Source organism: Clostridium sp. AF27-5AA (assembly GCF_003478415.1).
In the GTDB taxonomy this organism is placed as follows: domain Bacteria; phylum Bacillota; class Clostridia; order Lachnospirales; family Lachnospiraceae; genus Otoolea; species Otoolea fessa.
Genome location: NZ_QUFH01000010.1, coordinates 19,753 through 45,019 on the forward strand (window position 1 = coordinate 19,753; position 25,267 = coordinate 45,019).

The 25,267-nt window shown below is 49.8% G+C and carries 24 protein-coding genes; 2 read left to right on the forward strand and 22 right to left on the reverse strand.

Features of this window, described 5'->3' with window-relative positions; translation table 11 throughout:
* Positions 1–18: 18 nt before the first annotated feature.
* The 15 genes from DWY89_RS10420 to DWY89_RS10490 form a co-directional block, all read right to left on the reverse strand.
* Positions 19–963 (reverse strand): ROK family glucokinase, encoded by a 945-nt coding sequence (locus DWY89_RS10420; protein WP_117796613.1) that lies wholly within the window; start codon positions 961–963, stop codon positions 19–21.
* A 229-nt stretch (positions 964–1,192) separates the two neighbouring features.
* Complete coding sequence (gene tkt / locus DWY89_RS10425) at positions 1,193–3,178, reverse strand: transketolase (protein ID WP_118469382.1); 1,986 nt, start codon at positions 3,176–3,178, stop codon at positions 1,193–1,195.
* Between the two features lie 46 nt (positions 3,179–3,224).
* Entirely contained in the window at positions 3,225–4,508 is a 1,284-nt protein-coding gene (locus DWY89_RS10430) for a DUF5711 family protein (protein ID WP_022360015.1), read from the reverse strand.
* A 72-nt stretch (positions 4,509–4,580) separates the two neighbouring features.
* Positions 4,581–5,879 carry a LysM peptidoglycan-binding domain-containing protein gene (locus DWY89_RS10435; protein ID WP_118523954.1) on the reverse strand — a complete coding sequence of 433 codons (1,299 nt, stop codon included), beginning with the start codon at positions 5,877–5,879 and terminating at the stop codon, positions 4,581–4,583.
* Positions 5,880–6,070: 191 nt separating this feature from the next.
* Positions 6,071–6,670 (reverse strand): spore protease YyaC, encoded by a 600-nt coding sequence (gene yyaC / locus DWY89_RS10440; protein ID WP_118523964.1) that lies wholly within the window; start codon positions 6,668–6,670, stop codon positions 6,071–6,073.
* Between the two features lie 215 nt (positions 6,671–6,885).
* Positions 6,886–7,980, reverse strand: a complete 1,095-nt coding sequence (locus DWY89_RS10445) for a hypothetical protein (protein ID WP_117796611.1) — start codon at positions 7,978–7,980, stop codon at positions 6,886–6,888.
* Between the two features lie 45 nt (positions 7,981–8,025).
* A complete protein-coding gene (locus DWY89_RS10450) occupies positions 8,026–8,292 on the reverse strand; it encodes a hypothetical protein (RefSeq protein ID WP_107001749.1) in 267 nt (88 codons plus the stop codon).
* Between the two features lie 150 nt (positions 8,293–8,442).
* Entirely contained in the window at positions 8,443–9,246 is an 804-nt protein-coding gene (locus tag DWY89_RS10455) for a sugar phosphate isomerase/epimerase (RefSeq protein WP_227589700.1), read from the reverse strand.
* Positions 9,247–9,324: 78 nt separating this feature from the next.
* Positions 9,325–10,473 (reverse strand): ABC transporter ATP-binding protein, encoded by a 1,149-nt coding sequence (locus DWY89_RS10460; protein ID WP_117796609.1) that lies wholly within the window; start codon positions 10,471–10,473, stop codon positions 9,325–9,327.
* Positions 10,474–10,515: 42 nt separating this feature from the next.
* Complete coding sequence (locus DWY89_RS10465) at positions 10,516–11,340, reverse strand: carbohydrate ABC transporter permease (RefSeq protein WP_117796608.1); 825 nt, start codon at positions 11,338–11,340, stop codon at positions 10,516–10,518.
* Positions 11,330–12,220, reverse strand: coding sequence for a sugar ABC transporter permease (locus DWY89_RS10470; protein WP_022360022.1), 891 nt, complete (start codon positions 12,218–12,220; stop codon positions 11,330–11,332). Before DWY89_RS10470 ends, DWY89_RS10465 begins: the two co-directional genes overlap by 11 nt.
* Positions 12,221–12,433: 213 nt before the next feature.
* The gene (locus DWY89_RS10475; protein WP_117796607.1) at positions 12,434–13,801 is read right to left on the reverse strand and encodes an ABC transporter substrate-binding protein; all 1,368 of its coding nucleotides are present in this window, start codon (positions 13,799–13,801) and stop codon (positions 12,434–12,436) included.
* A 428-nt stretch (positions 13,802–14,229) separates the two neighbouring features.
* Positions 14,230–15,579, reverse strand: a complete 1,350-nt coding sequence (locus DWY89_RS10480; RefSeq protein WP_117796606.1) for a glucose-6-phosphate isomerase — start codon at positions 15,577–15,579, stop codon at positions 14,230–14,232.
* Between the two features lie 126 nt (positions 15,580–15,705).
* Complete coding sequence (locus tag DWY89_RS10485; RefSeq protein ID WP_118523953.1) at positions 15,706–16,791, reverse strand: hypothetical protein; 1,086 nt, start codon at positions 16,789–16,791, stop codon at positions 15,706–15,708.
* A 345-nt stretch (positions 16,792–17,136) separates the two neighbouring features.
* Positions 17,137–17,835 (reverse strand): 5'-methylthioadenosine/adenosylhomocysteine nucleosidase, encoded by a 699-nt coding sequence (locus DWY89_RS10490; protein WP_022360026.1) that lies wholly within the window; start codon positions 17,833–17,835, stop codon positions 17,137–17,139.
* A gap of 458 nt (positions 17,836–18,293) precedes the next feature.
* On the opposite strand from DWY89_RS10490, the gene DWY89_RS10495 reads away from it, so the two are divergent.
* Positions 18,294–18,542 (forward strand): TIGR03905 family TSCPD domain-containing protein, encoded by a 249-nt coding sequence (locus DWY89_RS10495; protein WP_022360027.1) that lies wholly within the window; start codon positions 18,294–18,296, stop codon positions 18,540–18,542.
* 191 nt (positions 18,543–18,733) lie between these two features.
* Here the strand turns inward: DWY89_RS10495 and DWY89_RS10500 are convergent, their stop codons facing one another.
* Together DWY89_RS10500 and DWY89_RS10505 are read right to left on the reverse strand one after the other, a co-directional pair.
* Complete coding sequence (locus DWY89_RS10500; protein WP_117796604.1) at positions 18,734–19,270, reverse strand: hypothetical protein; 537 nt, start codon at positions 19,268–19,270, stop codon at positions 18,734–18,736.
* 13 nt (positions 19,271–19,283) lie between these two features.
* Positions 19,284–20,126, reverse strand: a complete 843-nt coding sequence (locus tag DWY89_RS10505; protein ID WP_117796603.1) for a hypothetical protein — start codon at positions 20,124–20,126, stop codon at positions 19,284–19,286.
* A gap of 175 nt (positions 20,127–20,301) precedes the next feature.
* Here DWY89_RS10505 and DWY89_RS10510 point away from each other — a divergent pair, with 175 nt between their 5' ends.
* Complete coding sequence (locus DWY89_RS10510) at positions 20,302–21,369, forward strand: undecaprenyldiphospho-muramoylpentapeptide beta-N-acetylglucosaminyltransferase (protein WP_117796602.1); 1,068 nt, start codon at positions 20,302–20,304, stop codon at positions 21,367–21,369.
* Between the two features lie 100 nt (positions 21,370–21,469).
* On the opposite strand, the gene DWY89_RS10515 is transcribed toward DWY89_RS10510, so the two are convergent.
* The 5 genes from DWY89_RS10515 to DWY89_RS10535 all read right to left on the reverse strand — a co-directional run bounded on the left by DWY89_RS10515 (position 21,470) and on the right by DWY89_RS10535 (position 25,264).
* Positions 21,470–22,027 carry an RNA polymerase sigma factor gene (locus DWY89_RS10515; protein WP_227589698.1) on the reverse strand — a complete coding sequence of 186 codons (558 nt, stop codon included), beginning with the start codon at positions 22,025–22,027 and terminating at the stop codon, positions 21,470–21,472.
* A gap of 10 nt (positions 22,028–22,037) precedes the next feature.
* Positions 22,038–22,460, reverse strand: coding sequence for an HIT family protein (locus DWY89_RS10520; protein WP_022360422.1), 423 nt, complete (start codon positions 22,458–22,460; stop codon positions 22,038–22,040).
* 215 nt (positions 22,461–22,675) lie between these two features.
* Complete coding sequence (locus tag DWY89_RS10525) at positions 22,676–24,298, reverse strand: DUF6382 domain-containing protein (RefSeq protein WP_117796601.1); 1,623 nt, start codon at positions 24,296–24,298, stop codon at positions 22,676–22,678.
* A 13-nt stretch (positions 24,299–24,311) separates the two neighbouring features.
* Positions 24,312–24,704, reverse strand: coding sequence for a hypothetical protein (locus DWY89_RS10530; RefSeq protein WP_117796600.1), 393 nt, complete (start codon positions 24,702–24,704; stop codon positions 24,312–24,314).
* The gene (locus DWY89_RS10535; RefSeq protein WP_118482091.1) at positions 24,701–25,264 is read right to left on the reverse strand and encodes a prepilin peptidase; all 564 of its coding nucleotides are present in this window, start codon (positions 25,262–25,264) and stop codon (positions 24,701–24,703) included. Before DWY89_RS10535 ends, DWY89_RS10530 begins: the two co-directional genes overlap by 4 nt.
* Between the last annotated feature and the right edge of the window lie 3 nt (positions 25,265–25,267).

Sequence of the window (25,267 nt, forward strand, 5' to 3'; positions counted from 1 at the left end):
GCACCTTCACAGTTACGCCTAATCTAAGATCAGTCTTGCCGCCCCATAGATACCTGCATCATTTCCCAATGTTGCCAGGCGAACCTCGCCCTTATTCTCAGAGATCGGGGTCAATTCGCGGTAATAGCGGTCAATCCAATCCGTTAAAAAAGTCCCCGCCTTGGATACGCCGCCTCCGATGACGAAAATCTCCGGATCCACGGTCATCGAAATGGTCGCCAGCGCCCATCCGAGATAATAGCACACGGTGTCCATAACCTCCAGCGCCAGTGCATCCCCGGCTTTTGCCGCATCCAGCACATTTTTTGCGGTGATCGCATCACCGTAGGCACGCATCACCGATGCATCCGGCTTTGCCGCCATCTTCCGTCTCGCCTCCCTGGCGATACCGGTCGCGGACGCTACCTGTTCCAGACAGCCGTGTCCGCCGCAGTTGCAGGTTTCTTTCTCGCCCTCGCGGATATGGATATGACCGATCTCGCCGCCCAGTCCGTGGCGTCCTGCAACGATCTTCTGATCGTGTACCACGCCGCCGCCGACACCGGTTCCCAGCGTCACCATCACGATATCATGGCAGCCCTTGCCGCCGCCCTGCCACATCTCGCCGAGCGCCGCCACATTAGCATCATTACCGGAGCGGACCGGCATTCCATCTAATAACTCACTCAAAATCTTCTGCGGGTTCAGATCGCGCCATCCTAAGTTGACGCAGACCTCCACATAGCCGTCCGGCTGCACCGGTCCCGGAAATCCCATGCCTGCGCCGATCACGGCATCCATCGGAATTCCCCGCTCGTTCAATTTCTTCCTGATCGAAGCGGCTACATCCGGAAGAATGTACGCCCCATTCTCTTCCTTGCGGCTCGGAACCTCCCACTTATAAACAAGCGTTCCGTCCGTCTCAAAAATACCAATCTTAACCGTCGTTCCGCCGACGTCTATCCCAATACATTTTTTTTCCATGTCTGGATCCCTTCCCTTACGGCTGCACTGGCAGCCTTTCTTCTATGCCCTCATCTTTTTTCTGCGCTGGCTCTTATTATACGCAATGCATCCCCGTTTTGCAAGGTTTGGAAAGCAAAATACACCTGCCTGCCGGAGAAAGGCGCATTTCTGCTTAAGCGGTACCGCATTCTTTTCTACCGACAGACAGGTGCCTGTCTTTTATCTTATTTTTTTACCAAAATCAGCATTATTTCAGGCTCTTAGCCACCTCTACCACATGCTCAACGGTAAAGCCGAACTTCTTGAACAGAAGCCCTGCCGGTGCGCTGGCGCCGAAACGTTCCATCGCGATGATCTTGCCGTCTAAGCCGGTGTACTTGTCCCAGCCGAAGCTTCCAAGCGCCTCTACTGCTACACGGCGGCGTACTTCTCTCGGAAGTACGGACTCCTTGTACTCCTCGCTCTGCTCCTCGAACAGATCCATACACGGCATGGAGACAACGCGGACTTTCTGACCTTCTGCTGCCAGAGTCTCTTTTGCATGAACCGCCAGCGCTACCTCGGAACCGCTGGCAATCAGAATTAACTCCGGTGTGCCCTCGCAGTCGTCGATGATGTAGCCGCCCTTTAATGCCTCACGGCTGCTGCCTGCCATCGGCTCCAGATTCTGTCTGGTCAGCACCAGTGCGGTCGGTGTGTGCTCGGAAGTAACAGCACTGTACCAAGCTGCCTCTGTCTCGGTCGCATCGCACGGGCGGAATACATGGAAGTTCGGCATCGCACGCAGCGCTGCCATCTGCTCGATCGGCTCATGGGTCGGTCCATCCTCACCAACGCCGATACTGTCATGCGTAAATACATAGGTCAGCGGCACGCCCATCAGTGCAGACAGTCTTGCCATCGGTTTGCAGTAATCACTGAATACAAAGAAGGTCGATACATACGCACGCAGACCGCCGTGCAGCATGATGCCATTTCCGATCGCTGCCATCGCAAGCTCGCGGACACCGAAGTGCAGGTTACGTCCAGCTCTGTCCTCCTTGGAGAAGTCGCCCGCATCCTTCATGTTAGTCTTGTTGGACGGTGCTAGGTCAGCAGAACCGCCAAACAGGTTCGGCAGAACATCCTTGATGTAGTTGATCAGGCGTCCGGAGATCGCACGGCTTGCTTCCGGTTTCTCCTGTTTTGCCCAGAATCCGGCGTCATCTTTCAGCGCCTCGCCCGCCTTTGCATTGTGATACTGGTTCCAGAGCGCTTCCATCTCCGGATATTCCTCGCAGTAAGCGGCAAACATCACGTTCCATGCAGCTTCTACCTCTGCCTTCTGCTCTGCGATCTCGGAGTAGTTTTTGTATACCTCTTCCGGTACGAAGAACGGCTCTTCGCTCGGCCAGTTTAAGTTCTTTCTGAGTGCTTCCACATTCTCCACGCCCAGCGGCTCGCCGTGTGCGCTCGCCTTGCCCTGTTTTGCCGGGCAGCCGAAGCCGATCTGCGTCTTGATGGTGATAAAGGACGGATGCTCGGTATCTGCCTTTGCAGCCTCGATCGCCTTGCCGATCGCGTCGATATCATTGCCGTCTTCTACCGTGATCGTCTGGAAACCAAATGCCTGCATACGCTCCTGTACATTCTCACGGAATGCGATGTCGGTGCTTCCCTCGATGGAGATGCGGTTGGAATCATAGAGAACAATCAGCTTGGAAAGTCCCAGGGTACCTGCCAGAGAGAATGCCTCAGAGGAAATGCCTTCCATCATACATCCGTCGCCGCCCAATACATAGGTGTAATGGTCAACTACCGGATAATTTTCTTTGTTGAATACGCTTTCCAGATGTGCCTCAGCCATCGCCATGCCGACTGCCATACCCATACCTGCGCCCAGCGGACCGGTCGTCGCCTCAACGCCAACGGTATGACCATATTCCGGATGTCCCGGAGTCTTGGAATCTAACTGGCGGAAGTTCATCAGATCTTCTTTGGAAAGATTTCCGTAGCCAAACAGGTGCAGCAGAGAGTACAGCAGCATGGAACCATGACCGCCGGATAAGATGAAACGGTCTCTGTTCTCCCACTTCGGGTTAGCTGGGTTATGGTTCATATGATGTGCCCACAGTTCATAAGCCGCTGCTGCACATCCCAGCGGAAGTCCCGGATGACCGGAATTTGCCTTCTGGATTGCGTCTGCGGATAAAATCCGGATCGCGTTTACGGATAATGTGTCAATCTGATTCATAAGTAACCTCCTGCTATGTATCTTAATTTTAAAAACTAAACGTGTGTTATTTGAGGCGGATCTCGCGCATCCGGTCGCCGCCGCTGATAATCAGTGAATTGAACGCGCGGCCGCGTGTTACCTGCGCCACAGAGAAATCAAACTCCCCGGCAAACCGCTCCTTGCCGGACAGACTGTAGACCCGACAGGAATTTTCGTTATTTAGGATGACGAAATCGCCCTGTATATTTATGTTACGCCACGAATACGAGAAATCTGCCGTACCCATAGCGGTTCCATCGGATTTAAACATGCTCAAACGGCTCTCACTTCCGCCCTCGGTGTTGTCCGAGATGACCGCCACATAGTCCTTCGACCATGCCACGCCGCGGACTTCCCCGTCGATCTCCGCCTGGCGCACCAGCGCCGGGCTTGTTACATTTTCCAAAGAGAAAAATGCCACCTGATCATCCGCAAATGCACACGCGTGATCCTCGTCGAGGAACCGGACGCGCGGACAGATGCTGTCTCCCAGCTCATCAAAACCTCCGACCAGACGGTCTGGATAATTCTTTCCATATTCGGAGAAATTGTAAAATACAATCCGGTTTTTGAGTGCCCCGTCCTGCAGATACAGGTCGGAAAGCATGACCTGCGTACCATCCGGCGATAAGGAAACGTCCATCAGGTAACCATTTCCCGACATAACCGTCTTGATCGCCCAGTCAAGCTCGCTGCCGTCTTTCTTGAAAAAGGTCACATACGAAGCATTGCTGTCCTCCACCAGAGCCGCCACGATGCCGTATGCCGATACGCTGACGCGCAGGATCGGCAGAAGCGTCGTCGCCTGTCCCTGGCTTCCGGTCTTGTCCACAATATAAATATCATTGCCCTGCTGGTCCCCGATCACGGCATAATCGCCGTTGACATAGCAGATCGGTGATTTCAGCTCATAACTCATCGACCAGACCGCCTTGCCGGACTTATCCAGATAGGAAGCTCCGTCCTTCGTGTATTTCAGGACATTTTCCCCAAACGGTACAAATTCCGTCGTGCTGCTCTCACTCGCCGCAATCTCTTTTTCCCACGCCACCGTATAGTCCGTGTAGGCATGGTTATCTTTATAATACATAAAACCAGCCGCCAAAAGCGCCGCGATTAACACCGCCGTCAGCACCCTGCGGAGACGTTTCCGTCTGGAATGGCGCTCGGCTTTCTCCGCCACCTCTTCCTCATTTTCCCCGTGGCTTATGCCCCGGCGGGGAAACATATCCTGCGTGGCGGTGTCGATCACACGCCCTCTCAGCTGCTTTTTCTTCTGTTCCCGTTCAATCGGGTTCATCTCACTCATTTTTTTATCTCCTGTAGCTGGACTGCCATCTTGATTATACACTATTTTAGATGGTTTGGCATTATCTTTTTGCTATTCTCCGGACACATCCGGCAGCACCAGCGTCTGCCCTGCGATAATGCGGTTTTCATCGGTCAGATGGTTGACCGCAAGGATATCGTCCAGATGACGGATATTGCCATAAAGCTTAAAACAGATCCCATAGAGCGTCTCCCCGTCCCCGACCGTGTACGTGCCGCCGGGCTTCAAGTTTGTGACCGGATAGTCCTGTCCCGCCGTCGAATTGCCGCCCGGATTCGGCAGGTCGCGCTGTGCCTCCGGCTCCGGCAAAATGTACGGGGCTTTCGTCTCCGCCATTTTTCCGTCCTCTTCGCTCTGCCCACCGGAAGCCTGTCCATTCTGTCTGCCTGCTATGGCAGTGCCCTCTGTATCTCCATCCGCCGCGCTCTCAAGTGTCCATTTATGCGCCTGTCCTCCGTTTTCCGCTGTTGTTCCGTCTGCATCCACATCGCCGCTCTCAAGCGGCGTCACACTGCCGCGGAGCTGTTCCACCGTGACCGCCTCTTTCCCGTCCGCAGTGCCCCGCACACCATCCGGGAGGACGGATACCAGCACACTCTCCATCTCGCGCATTTTCTGGTAATTGCCGAAAAGCACCACGCCGCCGGCAAGCACTGCGACCGAAAGCACGCCGCACAGCGTCCCCAGCGCCCGGATCGTCCCGTAACGCGACGCCGCCTCCTGCTGCCGCTCTTCCATCCGGTTACGGAAATCGCGGATCACCCGATCGCCGGTGCCTGTCTCCACCCGGCGGGCGTCCTTCCGCAGAATCATATAGTCCTGCATCATCTGGTTTTTCTCGTAGTATATATGATATCCTTTCAAACGGTAAAACCCGTCCTCCGACATCACATAGTATGCCGCCTCACCGTCCACGCCGCTGTTTATGTACATAAGCTGGTTTTTCCCACCGAAATACTGCTTGTGCAGCCGCCAGTAGGTCAGGGGACTTAACATACACCCCGGCGCGCCGCAGATAAACCACCCCTGCACGGTCTTTTTCGGAAATGTCTCCTCCATCCGCTGGTATGCCTTTTTCCATGCCGCCTCCGAAAAGACAATCTTCTCCCCGGACGGCACAACCTCCTCCATCTCCAGCGCCCCGTCCACAAAGAGGCACGGAACCTCCTGCTGTGGATCCGAATTTCCGAGCAGCAGCCCGACCCGGAGTCCCGGTCCGCCGGATGGATATACCTGTTTCAAATACGTGTTTACATAATCCTCCACATACAACCGGACCACCTCATCCCGCTCGCCGATCTGCCGGATATTTTTCGGCAGTTCTGCGCGGGAACCAGAATATTCTCCCATATGTTCACCCCGCTATGATAGATTCTCCTGAAACCGGGTCTGTACTTGCTTCCATGATTTGATTGCTGCACCGCGCAGCATTTTCAGTGCTGAAAATACCTGCACAAATACAGTAACATGATTTTCCGTAATTTCAGGAGTATGATGAATTTCTTTCCGCCTATCATAACGCCGATTGCATGCAAAATTTGTCAAACGGAGGCAGCATCCAGGCAGAAATTTTCGACAAGCCCGATCCCCGCGCTGATGCAGTCTGCCAGCTGCATGACGAGTGCCAGGCGGATACTCTGCAGCATCATCGGATCGTAATGGCTGCAGCCCGCCACGATCCCGGTGATAAAGAGATCTCCGACCGCGTGAAGCTCCTTGCAGACGCCAAGCCCCGGCTTTAAAGCCCCACGCCCCAGCGTGACATAGCCGACGTGGCTTTCATCGCCAACCGAGGCATCGACCGCCACCACCAGCGCATCCGGGTACCCATTTTTTAAAACCTGCACGTAATGTTCCAGGTTCATCGCGTGCACGGGGCGATCAAGTGTTCCGAATACCAGCGTACCGCGCCGCCGTTCCTGTTTGAGTTTATATCCGATCAACGGTCCCAGACTGTCTCCGGTCGAGCGATCCGTGCCGATGCAGAGGAAAACCAGTTTCTTTTTATGCCTTTGGGTCATTTCTTCCTGAATCAGCCCACTTAACTGCCCTGCCAGCTCTCCCACCGCGTCCCGGCGGGCTGAATTGTAGTAATATATCTCCGGACTGCCACCGAACCGGCTGCGTCCCCGTCTGTTCATCTCCCACACCGTCCTGTTTTCTCCCTGCCTGTTGGACAGGGGTTGTTTTACCTTTATTATAGGCGGGGTGGCAGGAAATTATGCGAAAATTGAAGGATATATACACGGACGAAAAAAGATGTGACAGAAGGCAGCTTTACAGCGCCCGGTGTCACATCTTTTTTCTGGTTGTTCCTATATCTAATTATTTATTTTTATGAAATAATTTCCACAGTTTACTTTCCGCCGCGTTCGCGGTACTCTGCGATGACCTCGCTTAAATTAACGGCTGTGCTGTTATCCAGAATATGTTTTAGCGCGTCCAACTTTTCTGGATTCAGAAATTCCTTGCCTAAGTAGCACTCGTAGGTATCTGTGATAAAGATTCTCTTTTCCTTGATTACCGTCTCGGTATAGTGCAGGCGGCTCTCGACCTCCTGATGGCCTTCTTTGAGTTGTTCGAGCTTTGCACGGCTGTTGCTGGTGATCTCATCGGTCAGGATGGTTTTTGTCACATTTTCGAAGGTGTTTAATGCGTCCTTTTTCTTCTTCGCCGTCTCCTCCAGATCCTGCTCCATCTGGGAGATCTCATCGTCGTATTTTTCCAGATCGTAGAGCGCTTCACTGCGATCCCGACGGATCGAGGAGGTGATCACCGCGATCTTGCGGTTGTTCGCCGCGATCAGACTGCGGATCGAACGTCCTTCCTGCAGCGCCGCCAGATGGCGATCCTTCGTCCAGTTTCCAATCAGGATATACAGTCCGCCAAAAACAACCACATCCACGCCGTAGATCATCGCCAGGTATAAAGTCTTCTGTTCTGGAAGCAGCTTGTAGATGCCGCACGGGATCAACAGGAAACAGATCGCAAAGGTAATCAACACCGTCAGAAATTCTTTGAATCCCCTCGGAAAATACAGCGCATAGTACAGTGGGCTTTTGCAGACAAATGGAACACGATCCGACTGGAACAGCGTCCGCATCCGCACGGCAAGCTCTCGGTTGTGCGCGTGAAGCTCCTGCGTTTCTTCCTTAATCCGCTCCTTGATGCCCTGGTTTTTCGCCTTTTCGCGGCGTGTCCGCGTGCGTTTCAGCTTATCCTGCAGCTTCCCAAGCTCATCGTCATAGCTTTTTTCAATCTCATCCCGGCGCTTTTTCACGGTCGAATTCACGGCATCCGCCACCGCTTTCCGCTCCGTCTCCAGCACGCGCAGACGCTTTTTCTCTTCCTGAGCAAGCGTCTCCTCCTGTTTTTCAAACTCCGCCAGCTCCACCACTGCCTGTCTGGCGTCTTCCAGAAATGTTTTCACATCCGTTATCGCCTGTGCCATCTCGCCCCTCCCGGTCTTTGTCTTTTTGTAACGGCTGCCTGCCCTTTATTCTTCCAGCACCTGTATCTCCAGATAATCGAAATCGATGCTCTCGATAAAGTTGTCCTGGGTAAAACGCGCCTTATCGTGACGTTTGAACTCCTCGATCGTCTTATCCAGCCAGACCGGATGCCCCAGATCAAAGGCATAGCAAATCTGGTCGATCGCGTCAAACACCATCGCCGTTCTCGACATTGTATAATCACCGTTGCTGATCACAATATCCCTAAGCATCCGGTTTTCCTTCATCATTTTTCCCCAAAGACGAAACATCCTGCCGTTCCTTTCCCGCTGTCAAATTTCATTTTTACCGTGTCCGGATGTTCTCTCCGGACATCTTTTCTCACAATCTTATGTCCAGTATATCAGCTTTTTTAAGAGTTGACAAGGCGGGGCTTTTCGGCAAAATTCACTGCCACTGTGTCATCGTGCAGCACTTCCCATTTTCAAAAGAAACTGCAGATCTTCCTCAATCCCCCGCACATTTCCAGAAACGTCCATCGCATACTCCATGACCCACTCGGCATCCGGCGTCGCCTGCTTTGCCAATTTTAAAAAGCAGTCAAAATCAAGTGTTCCCTCATGAATCCTCTGATGGCTGTCGTGGACACCGTCGTTGTTGTGGAGATGGTACGCCACAATCTGGTCCGCCAGCGCGTTTACGACCCGCTTAAGCGACCAGCCGTTCGCCCAGGCGTGCCCGATGTCGATGAGCACCGCATACTGTTCCCGGCGGCACAGATCGATAAATTCCTGCTCATCGAAGAGACGGTTTCCGCGCTCCAGAACTCCGGCATTCTCCACGACCACCTGGGTTCCCGCCTCCTCACACAGCTGTTTCACGGTGTAATAATTTTCACAGGAAACACGGACGCGGTCTTCCTTCTCGCCCGGTATGATGCGGCAGTTGTTGTGATGATAAACGAGATATTTGCTTGAAAGCTCTTTCGCATACGAAAGCGTCTTTTCAAGCAGCTCCATCGTGCGCGCATACTCTACAGTCCCCTCCGCTGCCGAATGCTCTGCCTGATAATATGGACCATGGAAGCTGACCGGGACTTCCTTTAAGAGCGGCATGGCGTCCCGCAGGTTCTTCTCAAAGCATTCCTCATGAAACATCGGAAACACCTCGACTCCCACCTGTCCAGGAAACCGTTTGAGATACGGAAGAACCTGACCGAACTCGCTGCCTTTATACATATTAGTGCTGATAAGAATTTTTCTCATGATTGCATGTCTCCTCTTCAAAATATACGTTCATAATCTTGTTTTGAAAACACTTTTTTCGCTCTATTATCTCTATTCTTACTGGGCGATCGCCTTTTCCAATTTCGGCACCGCCAGCTTTTCCTGTGCGCGGATCACCATCTCCGGGTAACCGAGCGATTTCTCCGTCCCGCGGTCAAACAGATGCAGCTTTTCCGTCTCCACATGGATGTATACCTTCTCACCCGGCTGTGGAATCTCGCCCTCGCGGATGGCAATCAGCTCGTTCTTGTCTCCCTCGACCTGAATATAAACACCGTACCGGTTTCCGTAATCCTCCACGTAACGGACCATGCCCTCGATCGACCGCTCCTGCGGGGTGCGGCTCATCATCACGTGTTCCGGGCGGACACCGGCGTACAGCAGTCCCGACGGGCACTGCGCGGCGATCCGCTGCCAGATACCCGGAAGTTCTACCTTCTGCTTCCCGATGACAAGCGCCCCGTTATGATATTCCGCCTCCACGATATTCATGGACGGCGAACCGATAAACTTCGCACAGAACACGCTTGCCGGACGATTGTACACGTGTGACGGGGTATCGAGCATTTCCATCTTGCCCCGGTACATGAGCGCGATCCGATCGCCAACCGTCATCGCCTCGATCTGGTCGTGCGTAACGTAGACTAACGTCGGGTGGTACATTTCATGGATTTTTACCAGTTCTTTTCTCGCACGCATCCTAAGCTGTGCATCCAGGTTTGACAGCGGCTCGTCCAGAAGGAAATAGTCGGCGCGCTTTACCACGGCTCTCGCCAATGCCACTCTCTGGCGCTGTCCGCCGGAAAGCTCCTTCGGCTTCCGATCCTCCAGCCCTTCCAGTTCCAGCATTTTGAGGACTTCTTTTAAGCGCGCATCGATCTCGTTCTCATCCATCTTGTGCGCTTTTAAACCATATATGATATTATTCTTGACGCTCATATGCGGAAACAGCGCATAGTTTTGAAACACCATCGAGACACCGCGCTCGCCGCACGGCACATCATTTACCACCTGGTCGCGCATCCACAGGTTTCCGGCGGTCACATTTTCCAGTCCCGCAATCATGCGAAGTGTCGTCGATTTTCCACAGCCGGACGGACCTAATAAAATCAGGCGTTCGCCCTCCTTTACCTCCATGCAGAGGTCCTCCACGACCACATTTTTGCCATACGCTTTTTTAACATTTTCAAATACAATATTTTTCATTGAATTAATCTATCCCTTTCTTATGTCCAGCGCAATCTCCCATTATCCCTTCAATCCAGACGCCGCAAATGTATTGATGATATAGCGCTGGAAAATGATATACAGTACCAGCGGAATCAGCATCGTGAGCACCGACACCGCCATCGCCATCGTAAATTCCGTACCGCCCTCGGCGCTGATGTACATCTGCAATGCCAGCGACAGCGTATAATTTTCCTTGGATTTTAAGATCAGCACCGGCCACACATATTCATTCCACGAATTGATAAAGAAAATGATGCCGGTGGAAATGATGGACGGACGCACCAGCGGAATCACAATGTCGCGCATGATTTTCATGTGCCGGATATTTTCCATCCGTGCCGCCTCAATGAGTGCCAGCGGGATTCCACGCATTGCCTGGCGCAGCAGGAAAATTCCCAGCACATCCGCCAGCTGCGGCAGTGCGACGCCCCAGATACGATCGCGCAGACCGATTTTAGAGATCAGAAGATAATTTGGAATCATCGTGACCGTAAACGGGATGAACAGCGTACTTAACATAATAAAATACAAAAATCCTTTTCCCTTAAACCGGAAATAGACGAACGCATACGCCGCCAGAAGTCCCGTGATTGTCTTAAAAATCGTGACCGTCGATGCGATCAGAAACGTATTCAGCGTGATTTTCACAAACGGCAGTTTGTCAAATACATGCCGATAATTTTCCAGCGTCGGATGCAGCGGAATCACCTGAAAAACCGTGTTGAACGCCTCCTGCATCGTCTTGAAAGAGTTGGAAATTGCAAATACGATCGGCATCAGAAGGAGGAAAACGACCACCACCAGAAACAGATGCCAGCCGATCTGTCTGTCTTTAGTTTTCATAGTAAACCCCCTTTTCTACAAACCGGAATTCCAGCACCAAAAGAATGATAAAGAGTGCCATCGTCATGACCGATACCGCCGAGGAAGTTCCTGTTTTATAGAGTGTAAACGCCTCATGGTACGACATATAAATCAGGTTCGAACTGGCATAGTTCGGTCCTCCCTGTGTGACGACCTTGATCGGCGTGAACACATACTGGAGTCCCTGCACGATCGTCGTAATAAACACATAGATTCCAGTTGCAGAACTCATCGGCACGACGATATCCTTAAAAATCTTCCACATCGGCACATTTTCCAGACGCGCCGCCTCGATGACCTCCATTGAGACACCGGAGACGCCCGCTAGGATGTTGATGAAATTGTAGCCAAACGTCTTCCAGGTCGTGATAATACAGAGTACCGCGATGACCCAGCCCTCCGTTTTCGACCAAAACGGCAGTTTCAGCCCAAACCAGCCTGCCACAATCGCGACCGGACCCGAAATCGGATTCAGAATCCATGTATACAGAATCGAGCCGACGACCAGCGAAATCACACTCGGCAGGAAAAAGACCGCCTTGTAAAAACTCTGTCCCTTTTTGATGACGCACGAAAGAATGAATGATAAAATGTACGGCATCACAAAGTTAAACACCAGAAGAATCACGATGTACCAGAATGTATTGCCAAAGATTTTCCATGTATTCGGATCCTTCAAAACGGAAATATAATTCCCCAGTCCCACAAACTTCTTGACCGGCTTTACCATGTTCCACTCAAAAAAACTCAAATACAGCGTGTAAAAAAGCGGATAAAACATAAATACCGCAAACATGACGAGCGACGGCAGCAAAAAAACATATCCAAGCGCTGCCTGTTTTTTGTCCTCCCGATTCAAACTATTTCCTCCATTCCAATGCATTTTATGAAGGGGCTGCCGCCAAACAGCTCTTTCGCGCTCCGGCCGCTTCCTGCGTCTTATCTGCACGCAGTCCATTCTGCCAAAACACGTTCTGCTATTCCGCAACAACCCCATTCTCATTTCTGTCCTAAATTTTGTAATGATTTTTCTGCCACCCGAAAGCCGTTCCAAGCGTCAGGCTGCCTGTCCCTACTGTGCATCCAGCAGCTGGTTGATCGCATCCTGTGTGCTCGTCATACCATCTTTCGCAGATACCTGACCGCCCAGAATCTGGTCTCTCATATCCAGAAGAAGCTGCTCTGCCTCAAGGCCTGCATCGCCCGGGAATGCGGTCCATGATACAACGCCGTCCATCTGCTCAATCGCTGCATTCATCATTGTGTTCTCAGCCAGAAAATCTTTCAATCCATTTTCTGCCTCTGCCACATCTTTTCTCGGCGGTACATAACCGGTTCCCTCGGTCCATGCTGCCATTGATTCTACGCTGTAAAGATACTTTTCAAACTCCCATGCCGCCTGAATCTGCTCGTCGCTCTGCGCGGTGATGGCTAAGAAACAGCCGCCTGCCGGAACCTTGCGCTCCTTGTCGTTCCACAGCGGGGATTTCACGGTTGCTACGTCAAACTGTGCCCCCTTCTGTACGGAAGCGCGTCTCGCAATGGTGGTGTAGAGCATCGCGCAGTTGCCGTCGATAAAGCTCTGGCAGCCCTCTTCCCATGAAACATGAAGGGCAGAACCATCTTTTACCATATCCTGCATCATCTGCATTGCCGCAATGCCGTCCTCGGTTGCAAAGCTTGCTTTTTTCTTGCCGGATGCATCCGCAGTCAACATATCCGCTCCCGCGCTCTCAACCAATGCCTGCTGCGCCCAGAAGTCTGCCGGTTCCTGCATATAGAAACCATATTTTCCTGTCTTCTCTTTGACTGCCTCGGCAAATTCCTGTACTTCCTGCCAGGTCTCCGGTCCATCTTCGGAAAGGCCCGCTTCTTTTAAGAGATCTTTATTGATGTAGAGAACCGGGCTGCTTAAGGAGTACGGGATTCCGACCTGCTCGCCGTTGCTGTTGACCGCCAGGTCTAAGACATTTGGAAGGAAATTGTCGGTTAAGAAATTTGCATCCTCGCTGTCGAATTTATCAATCGCATCCTGCGGCGCCACATAGTCAAAGTTATTGGAGAAATAATCCAGAAATGCCCAGCCAATCTGAACAAGCGCCGGTGTATTTCCGGTCGCCGCTTCCGCCTGCAGATTCTGCATCAGACCTTTGTACATATCCGGGTTGTATTTCGCTACTACCTCGATGTGATCATTTTCCTCATTAAATTTCTTTACCAGATCGTCTACGACCAGACCTCCCTGGGTTTCTGCGTTACAGTGCCAGTATTCAATCACCGTTTTATCGCCGGATGCCGCCTTCTCTGCCCCGCTCTCTCCGGACGCGCTCTGTGTGTCGCTGCTTCCTGTCGCCGAGCTGGATGCCTGGCTGCATCCTGCCATCAATGTCATCGTGCCTGCCATCGCAAGCGCCATCAGACGTCTCATACTTACCTTCATTCGTTCTCCTCCTGCTGCGGTGTCCCATCTCCCAGTCTGTCTTACCTTGGAACCAGCCATCTATGTCAAAATCGTGATCGGGAGTCCTTTGCCGCGCTTCTCTTCTGTCAAATCACTTGTGCTGTGTCCAGATTCTATCTTAAAGATGGTTTGTAAAATGCAGGAGGTGATTTATGTAAAAATTATCTATAATTTTTGAAAATTGTTTTTTCGAGGTTCTGCGGCATAAAAGAATGTGCCTTTTTGTGTAATGGGGAATTCCAAGGAATTTCCTATTACACAAAAAAACGCCTCTATCAGTTTTTGCTGATAAAAGCGTTTTTTATTCTATGTTCCGTTTTCTATGTTTATATCCGGGCTGCAGTTTCCTTCATGGAACATGCCGGAGAGAATGCCGCAGAACGCATACTTTTTTATATGTCCGCCCCCTACAGTCTCTTAAGCAGCGCCTCTCTCGCTTCCTCATAGCCCGGTTTGCCAAGCAGTGCAAACATATTTTTCTTATAGCTCTCTACGCCCGGCTGGTTGAATGGATTGACACCCAGAAGGTATCCGCTGACGCCGCAGGCAAATTCAAAGAAATAGAAGAGCTGTCCCAAGCTGTATGCATCCATCGCCGGGATCGTCACTTTCAGGTTCGGCACACTGCCGTCGGTATGTGCCAGAATCGTGCCGTTCATCGCACTCTTGTTGACGAAATCCACGCTCTTGCCAGCCAGATAGTTCATACCGTCCGTGTCAACATCTTCTTTCTTCAAAATGATCTCCGCCGGAGATTCAGCCACTTCCAGAACTGTCTCAAACATGATTCTCGCGCCATCCTGGATGAACTGACCCATCGAATGAAGATCGGTCGTTAAATCAACCGCTGCCGGGAAAATACCTTTCTGATCCTTGCCCTCGCTCTCGCCGTAGAGCTGTTTCCACCACTCCGATACATAGTGCAGGCTCGGCTCATAGTTTGCCACAATCTCGACCTGTTTGCCCTTCCGGAGCAGAATGTTGCGGACCGCCGCATATAACAGAGCAGAATTCTTCTCAAACGGAGTCTCCAGTGCATTCTTTCTCGCGTCTGCCGCGCCCTGCATCAACGCATCTATATCCGCGCCGCTGACCGCGATCGGAAGCAGACCGACTGCCGTCAGGACGGAGAAACGACCGCCAACATCATCCGGAACCACGAAGGACTCGTAGCCCTCTTCATTTGCCAGATTCTTGAGTGCGCCCCGCGCCCGGTCTGTCGTCGCGTAGATTCGCTTGTTTGCCTCTTCTTTACCATATTTCTCAATCAGCATCTCCTTAAATACACGGAATGCGATCGCCGGCTCCGTTGTCGTACCGGACTTGGAAATAATATTGATAGAGAAATCTTTTCCATCGACCAAATCCATCAGATCATGGATGTATTTGCTGCTAATGCTGTTGCCAACAAAGTAAATCTCCGGTGTTTTTCTTTTTTCTTTCGGAAGATTATTGTAAAAACTATGGGACAGGAACTCGATCGCCGCTCTTGCGCCCAGATACGAACCGCCGATACCGATTACCAGCAGGACATCGGAATCCTTCTGAATCTTCTCCGCAGCTTTTTTGATGCGTCCGAACTCTTCCTTATCATAGTCCACCGGAAGGTCGATCCATCCAAGAAAATCATTGCCCGCGCCGGTCTTTTCTACCAGCGTCTCTCTTGCCGCCTGCACGCCCGCCTTGATACCGGCGATCTCTTCCTCATGAATAAATGCAGCTGCTTTTGAATAATCAAAGATCACATCTTTTTCCATACGTTTTCTCTCCTTTGCATTTCAGCCGTCCGCAGGCGGCGTGATTACTTTGTCAAAAACTTAACTTATCCTTATTATAGCAATCTGGACACCCATGTGCAACCGGTTTTCAGTTGGATTCATCATTTACAATCCCGATAAATACTCCCTCATAATATCTCCTAGGACCTGCGCCTCCTCGCGGCTCAAACCTTTCATCCAGTCACCTGCATTTGCCTCTCCATTTCGTGTTTCCCGCGTATCCCGGCTTGCTGCAATCTGAGCGAGGCTCTGCTTCAAATACTCCATTTCCTTGTCGCTGGGACGCTCCTTTGCTTCCTGCCTGGGACCCGTATTGTTTCCCGTTTCATTTCCTGATACCATCCGGCGATCCGCAAGATGCCCATCTGTCTCATGCTTGTCCCGTTCCTCCGATTCGCACGGTGCAGTGCGAACTGCCCGCATCAGATTCTGTGCCCGTGCATCCCGCTCACGGAACGGATTCACTCTCATCTCTGTCCGCGATTTTCCTTTTTCAAACTCCGTTTCTCCCAGATCCCGATTATTCGTTTCTGCGCCATCCCGACTGCTCACACCGCGCTCTGCCCGCAAAGCACTCTGCAGCCGTTTCGGCATTTCCCGCACATTCGAGTCCGCGCCAGCAATTCCGCCGGATACTCCAGAAACTCCTGACATTTCCTGTCCGCGCGTCTCCTTCTCACGTGCCGCCCGAAGGAACACCGAATTATCCACATACTCCAAAAGCGCCGTTTCCAGCCGCTGCTGTTTCTGGTCAATCTGGAAACAGCTCTCGATAAATGCCAGAAACAGACCACTCATGACAGCTGCCGATGCATACAGCACAATATAGCTTGCATCCAGCTCATACCAGTACGCCAGAAATGCCTCCGCTGCTCCGGTCAGAAGCCCTAAAAGCACCATTTCCATTGACACGCCGTTCCACGCATCCAGCGAAATATGTAAAAATGAAAATCCGTCAATCTGCTTGTCCAGATATGCCTGCGTGTTCACGATGTTCTGTCCCAGGCGGCAGGTATTTTCCAACCGCTGCTTCAGATTTTGAAGATTCTTGTTCCGGGTCATCGCCATGTTGTCAGTTTCTTTTAATAATCTTTTGTAGAGGCTCCGTGTAATCAACTTGCTGACAAATCCGATCATTCCGATCGCCGCAAGAACGGACAGCGCTTTTCCAGTTTGTAAAAATTCCAGCATAAAAAAGCTCCCCTTTCTCTACTTCCGGATCACTTCCGGATGGCTTGCCACAGGTCAGGTTTAGGCGCTTCGCAGTTTGTCTCTTGCAATTTGCTTTTTACAATCTGCTTTTCACATTCTGCTTTTCACATTCTGCTTTTCACATTCTGCTTTTTGCGCCCTGTCAAATCCCGCCTGCATCGTGGCTTTATTATAGCCGCCGAAAGAGTCTTTGTGAAGATGAGAAAGGGGAAAATCGTTCGTCAAATTCTGCCTTAATTCGATTTTAAATAGGTATTAATAATGCGTATCATGCAAAATTTCGGGTTATTAAAAATTCTGTCTGTGAATCATATCTATGACTCATTACGCCTCATACCGGGACGCCATTTCAAGCAGTAGGTTTACCGAATGCTTGATCGCCTGCGCCTCAAACGCCGCATAGTCCATACCTGCGCTGTCATCCGCCTTATCTGAAATGGCACGGATAATCAGGAACGGGATTCCGTTTAAATATGCCGCCTGTGCGATCGCTGCGCCCTCCATCTCGGTACAGCTTGCGCTAAACTGCTCGATCAGCCACTCCTTTTTTGCCTTATCCGAGATAAACTGATCGCCGCTTACCACGCGTCCCGGAAATGCCTGAATCTCCGGATTGACCTTCTGGTTGCACTCAATCGCCAGCTCGCGCAGCTTCTCATCCGCCTCAAATGCAAAGGTATCTACTCGCGGAATCTGTCCGATCCGGTATCCAAATCCGCTCGCATCCATATCATGCTGCACCGCATCCGTCGATACAACGATATCGCCAATGTTGATCTCTGCACGCAGGGAACCGGCGATACCTGTGTTCACAATCGCGCTGATATGGAACCGATCCGCCAGAATCTGACTGCACATACCTGCATTTACCTTACCGATACCAGAGCGAACCACAACTGCGTCCTTTCCGCCCAGTTTGCCTTGATAAAAATCCATACCGGCTACGCTTGTCACGGTAACATCCGTCATTTTCTCCTTGATCTGAGCCACCTCTTCATCCATCGCTCCGATGATTCCTAACATCTGTTTATCCTCCTGTTTTTTCTAAATGTACTCTCGGAATCTTTCTGTGCTTGATTTTGTGAGATAATTTTTTGTCAGTTGCGCCCAAATTTCTGAAGCGTTGGCGTTGCGTCCGCCTCTGAAATTCGGGTGCAGCTGGCGGAAAATAAGCCGCAAAAGCAAGTGCAGAAAAGACTCCGAGCGTACATTCTATTATTCATCCTTCTATTCTTTTTAACACGACCGTATCGTCACAGTTCACACGTTGTACAAATTCCTGCTGCCACCATGTTTTCTTACGGCACTTTCGATTCCAAAAGTGCCTACCTATGAACAGTTACACCGTATCTTCTCAAAAGAAAGTATACTGGATTTTTGTTATCTTGACAACACCTTTACTGGCAGACTATAATCATTTTACTGCGGTGGATTCCCGCCACAGCAGATTAAAACACATACCATTTTGAGGAGGTTTTACCATGACATACAAGACAAAGGGAGTCTGTTCCCGTGAGATTAATTTTGAAGTAGAAGATAATAAAGTAAAGAATGTGCAGTTCGTCGGCGGCTGCTCCGGCAACACACAGGGCGTTGCCCGCCTGATCGATGGCATGGATATTGACGAGGCAATCTCCCGCATCGAAGGCATCCAGTGCGGCTTCCGCCCAACTTCCTGCCCGGATCAGCTGGCACAGGCGTTGAAGGAGTATAAAGCGAACGTGAAATAGGAATTTTTGAGGAGATTCTTTCACGCCTGTTGGCATAATGAAAAACCGTTTAAGAACCCCCACCTGAAAACATCTGGAATTTTGAATCAGAAATTCCTGGATGGTTGCAGGTGGGGGTATTTATGTGATCGCTTTTTTCATACTATTTCGTGTTGCAAATATAAATTTAGTAACACTGTCCCCGTTTAGAATTAGTCGCCGTATTCGGTGATTTTGATTCCCTCTGTTTTTGTCATAAAGGACTGTCCCTTTCCATTTGACTCTACATAATGAACGCCAACTACTCTATAATAATATCCTGTTTTCTGGTTTTTCACTGTAAAATCATTCGACATTCCTGATAAATCTTCCGTTGGAAAATCCTCTTTGCTAGCATCATATATATATCTAGAAACTTCTACCCATTTACCATCCTCTTCTCTTTGCAGAACTGCAATATTTTTTATTTTATCACACTCTACATGAGCTACTGTCTGAATAAGGATTCCAATATCTCCTTTTCCTAAATTACTAATTCTTGTTAATGCCGTATCAATAATACTTCCCCTTGGTTCTATCCCCCTCGCAATTCCCTCCGAAACATTTTCATTTAATAAACAAGCATTGCTATAATCCGCCTCTTCAACCGAAACTCCATTAATATACTGTGTGTCTGCTGCATAAACTTGCATCATACTTGCAGCTATAATCATTCCTGCACATATCAGTGTATATAATTTTTTTCTCATATAAAATTTCCCCCTAATAATTTTCTAAAAATAAATTTTCAACAATCTTTTTAAACTCTTTTTTAGGAATTATCCCCGAAATTTGATAGTATGTATCCCCTTTTACAATATTAGCACTATATTCAAATTTCCCATCTGAAAGCTCTGATTTTTCAAAATAAATATTTTCTTTTAACAAATCATTATAAATATACTCTTCTTTTTTTCTATCAGATATAACATTTGTAGAATTACCAGTACCACCTACTTCTTCTAATATCTTTACACGATATTTTTCATAAGAAAAATACATTATAACCCACGTTTCTCCTATATCTGCTTTTACATACTTCATCTTTTTAGGCATATACGCAAGTTTCAACGGACGAACCTTTGTTTTTTTAGTTATTTCTATATATGCTTTATCTAATTCATCCTCTCCAGGAATAGCCTCAACATTATTTAAGACAATCTCATTCCGTACACTGTCCTTCTCCCGCACCACATACCGATACTCCCTCTTCGCCCCAACCGAAATCCCCATCGCCACAACCATCACTGCGATAGCGGCGGCAGCTACAGAGACTTTTACAATCGATTTCAACCGGCGTGGTTTGCGAGCTTCTTCGTGCAGTTTGACAATGTTCTCGCTGGATGATTCTTTTTCACTTTCCGGGCTTGTTCCCACCTCCGCTTCTAACTTTGCCATCAACCTCTCAAAGCCATCTTCTGATCCTGGAGGTATGTCGCTGTCTTTTACTTCCGTCTGTGCAAGGATAAAATCCTTCAACAGCTGATCTTCGCTGACTCCAAACGCTTCCTGCAGCAGGCGCTCTGCATCTTCTCCAGCTTTTTTTCCGCGCCGGCTTCTGCTCACTTTTTATCCCTCCTCTCTGTCCTCGTCCTAACTTTTAGGTTGACTTTTCTTTTTTTCCGTTTACTATACTAAATGTAACCCTTTGCGGGTATGATAAAGCATAAAAACAGTTGTTTTCAGGTTATGGTTGTCCCCTCACACCGTAACCAGCGGCTGATGTGTGGAGGAAACTACTATGAAAAAAATCATTCTGACCGGCGGTGGTACTGCAGGTCATGTTACACCGAATCTCGCCCTGCTTCCGGCACTGCGCGAGGAAGACTTTGAGATTCACTATATTGGTTCTTATAACGGCATTGAGCGCCGCCTGATCGAGGCAGCCAGCATCCCTTACGATGGAATCTCATCTGGAAAACTGCGCCGTTATTTTGACCTTAAGAATTTTTCAGATCCGCTTCGCGTTCTGAAAGGATACTTTGAGGCTCGCAAGCTTATGAAAAAATACAAACCGGATATCGTCTTTTCCAAAGGCGGTTTTGTCGCTGTTCCGGTCGTTCTGGCTGCCAAGCATTATAAAGTGCCTGTCATCATCCATGAATCCGATATGACCCCAGGACTGGCAAATAAAATCTGTATTCCAGCCGCTTCCAAGGTATGCTGCAACTTTCCGGAAACACTTAAATATCTTCCGGAAGATAAGGCGGTTCTGACCGGTTCCCCGATCCGTGAAGAGCTTCTGCACGGGGATCGTCTGGCGGGACTCCAGTACGCCCATCTTTCTGCCGATCGCCCAGTAATTCTGATCATCGGCGGAAGTCTCGGCTCCGTCACGGTCAATCAGGCTGTCCGCGGCATTCTTCCGCAGCTTCTGAAAACCTATCAGGTAATACATATCTGCGGAAAAGGCAATCTGGATGAGTCTCTCATCGGCACCGAAGGATATGTTCAGTATGAGTATGTGGATAAACCACTCCGCCATCTCTTTGCAGCGGCAGATCTGATCATCTCCCGCGCGGGCGCAAATTCCATCTGCGAAATTCTGGCACTCCGCAAACCGAACATTTTGATCCCTCTGTCGGCTGCTGCCAGCCGCGGCGACCAGATCTTAAATGCCAACTCCTTTGCAAAACAGGGATTCAGCACCGTTCTGGAAGAAGAAGTTTTAACCGCAGATACTCTCAGCCAGGCAATCGAAGAGACCTATAAAAATCGCCAGCAGTTCATTGATAAAATGTCTGAAAGCCACTTAAACAATGCTGTCAAAACCATCATGGGGCTGATTCATGATTGCGCACGCAGTTAGTAGCATTGCTACGTTTGTATAGTACAAGACTAAAACACTGAATATGTAAGCTTATCATCACATCGGACAGATTCGAAACGGCTCTGCTTCGATGTGATTTTTAAATATCAAACAGCTTTGCCCTCAACACGCGCTTCTGCAATTCTGCTTTTGCCCTGTAAAGACGTGTACAGCATACCGTTGATTTGATTTTCAAAACCGCACAGGCTTCTTCCGCCGTCAAGCCCTCCAAAACACGGAGAATCAAAACATCCCGCCAGTCCTTCTTCATAGATTTGACAATCTTCCATACGTTCCAATAGATATCCCTATCGATAACCTCCTGATCCAGAAGCTGAATTCCTATCTCCCCTTCCAAAAGAAGGTTCATAATCTCTTCTTCCGCATCCGGATCTTCCAGATGCAGCATCTCGCGGCGCCGCATCTGCCTCCGGTTATCGATCCACTTGCTCCGTAAAATGCGGATCAGTAAAACCAACTTTACTTTATGATCCAGATCTAACGAATAGCGCTTGTAATATTCAATGAAAGCTTCATGCACCATATCCTCAATGTCATCGTACCCTACTCCAATTCTATACGCATATTTCTTCAGCGGTACCAGGTACTCTCTGTAAAGCGCTTCAAAAAGCGCCATTTTTTCATTCTCATGGTGCATATCCAAACTCCTATCGCGTCAGTTCTTCGCGGATGGAGCTGCTAATTTCTGCCAGCTCTTCCGGCGTTGCTTTTCCTGGCGCCCATGTCACCATATCCGGTCCATTTTCATATCTCGGAATAATGTGTACATGGAAATGAAAAACAGTCTGTCCTGCGGATATGCCATTGTTCTGAACCACATTGAAACCCGTGCAGCCCAGTGCTTTCTTCATCGCCGCACCAATCTTTCCAGCTAATGGAAGAGCTTTGGCCGCAATCGCCGGATCCAGCTCACATAAATCTTTGAAATGCTGCTTCGGCAGAATCAGCGCATGTCCCTTCGATGCCGGTCCTAAATCCAGAATCACACGAAAATCTTCATCTTCATAAACCGTTGAGGATGGAATCTCTCCGCCAGCGATCTTACAAAAAATACATTCTTTGTCTGTCATGTCGGTCTCTCCTTCTCTCTATGCTTCTCCATTCACTGGAAAAGCGGTATTTTCTTTTGTCACTTGGCTTGAAACTTCCATGTCAAGTGCCTTTATTATAGCATATCCCCATGGCTTGTTCTATGTAAATTTGCAGAAACGCGAAATTGATGTACTTGCAAAATAATTCACATCAATTTCGTGTTTTTGGTTATTATTTCATATTTTCAGACAATTTATCGGTGTTCCCAAAATTTATATCCGACATCCGCCAAATAAATGGAATCCCCATTCCCCAAACTGACTGTTTCATTTGCCTGAAGCGGATAGCCATTGACCGATGTTCCATTGGTTGAATTGAGATCTGTCAGAATGTATACGCCCTCCTTCTGATCGATCCGCGCATGAAGACGGCTGACGGTCGGACGGTCAATACATGCGTCCGACAGCCCCGGATGTTTTCCAAGTGTAAATGGAATATAGGAAATCTGAATCACTGTTCCTCCGGCTTCCACCGGCTCTAAGCGCACCGTTCCTTCCCCATTCTTTGAGGCAGACAGAAGCGTAGTCCCCGCTTCTCTCGCCCGCTCTATCTGTGCTTCTTCTTCTCTTCGAAGTTCCTGCCGATAAGCTTCTTCACTCTCCGGATAGACCTGCCAGCGGTTTTCAGGCGTTGTCTGCTGCCAGTCTTGATATGATAGAGTCCCTTCTATCCCAGACCGTTCTTTCTTTTTCTGGATCACTTTCCTCTCACCATTCCGCACACGACTACTCTTTCCACCTCGTCCAGCTTCATTCGCCTGATCCACTTCCGTGCTTTCCTCTCTATCCTCTCCCTGACCTCGATTTTTCTTCCTGCCACCATATACCTGCCATTTTCTGCGGGCTGCCAACATCTCCCTCAAAAACACGATTCCCCCGATGCCGCCGCTGATTGCATACAGCCATACATCCATTTCTCCCGTCACGTACCAATACACAATGCCAGCTGCCACCGCGCTTCCAAGTACCTTTATCCACCTGTTCTGCCATTGTCCCTTTTGTTTTCCACCTGCCCTTTCAGACTTTTCCCCCACTTCATCTGAATTCTCTACCGACTCCAGGTTCTTTTTCGTCGTTTTCTCCTGATACAACGCTTCCTGCCTATATTTCCAATCCTTCCTGGCTGGCGTTTGAGTGTCAAAAGCCATTTTCCCAGATCCAGATTCCAACGTATCCCTCCGATTTTGCTCCGCTTCAAGCCACTCCTGCCGATCCGCCCACACTCCCGCCGTCTCAGGATCCCCCTCATCCTCGTTTCGTTTTTCTGCCGAAAAGATCCGATCTTCCCCCGAAAGCTGGCGCAGCAGATCTGCCGTTCCGTAATTCTCCCGAAGACTAATCTGGTACAGATTATAAGCTAATACAACAGCCTCCCGATCCTGATGATCCGCACGTTCCAGAAGATACCCCAGCAGTTTTGAGAGCGCCTGCGGCGCCTCTTCCCGATGCCCCGGAACCAGACATAATTCCACAGTAAAATGATCGGGTTCCAGATACAGATATTCCGGATCCAGCAAAAGCTGTTCCTCTTTTAACAGGTACTCTTCCACCCGCTTCAGAACCGCCAGCACACCAAGCAGAATCGACCGGAGTTCTTGTCCCGACAAGGTCCGCTTTTCCAACACCCGTCTAAGCGGCTGTCTCGACGTTATCTCATAATAATATTCTCTCGCCTCCTCCGTCTGGCGGACCCGGAACTTCAAAAGCCCTTCGATGGCATTCGCCGACAGCATCTGTACCGCATAGCCCGTTTCTTCCTCCGGCGCTTCGATTATCATATAATTATGATTCATTTCCCGGCTGTACCGAATCTCCATCCCGTATCCTCCATCACTCTGCATTTTCCAACACTGTCAGCAAACGGATCGCCCGCTCCGGCTCCTGTCCGCGCAGGGATATCTCCGTCTCTGTACTGCTCTTTACCCTTCCGTCCAAGTCTCCCCCATCTTCCCGGATCGTCAAAACTGCATCTCCGCACCGGAAGAATCCATGCAGGCGCTGTCCAGCTCTGCTGCTTATCTCCCCCACAGTCATTCCATCTCCCCGCAACGTTTTTTCCTCCCGATACAGGCACCATTCCATCGCCTCCTGCAGGACAAAACGCCCCGTAATCCTGCCATGCACCTCAAACACTCCATTTAACAGTGCCGCGATAAAAAAGAATGCAACCGCCATCACAAACGAGGCTTCCACCGTATAACTGGCAGAAACCTCCCGCTTCATCCAAGAGATGCTATCAGCATCCAAATCCACACCGGAAGCACACACGTCAGAAATGGCAACTTCTTTTTCCGCATTTTCTCCCATAGACCATTCCCCTTTCCGCCAAGCAGTGCCGTAAGCATCCAGACACCTCCTACCAGACTGCTCACAAATACAGCTCCCATCAAAAGTTCAAGCGTCCGCCATCCCCCCAGATAGCACCCAGTGATCAGAAAAAAGCAGCCATCTCCCAGTCCGACCGCACCTTTCGTCTGCCGCTCCATCCAGAACAAAAAAATCCCCGGCAGCATTCCCAAAAGCCATACCGTTATCTGCAACACACTTTTTTTCCAATCCCATCCATCTTTTATAATCGACAGCACACACCGTATCATCGTAAGCGCCATTCCTGCCGTTCCAAATCCATATAGCCAGCTTACGCGTATCCGTTTTCTATGAAAATCCTGCCAGGAAAAGACCATCAGAAAAAGGGAAAAAACAACCGCACAGAGGAAACATACTGCACTTTCCAAATCCATCCGCGTAAATCCCATGAAACTTATTCCTGCACTGTTTTCCATCAC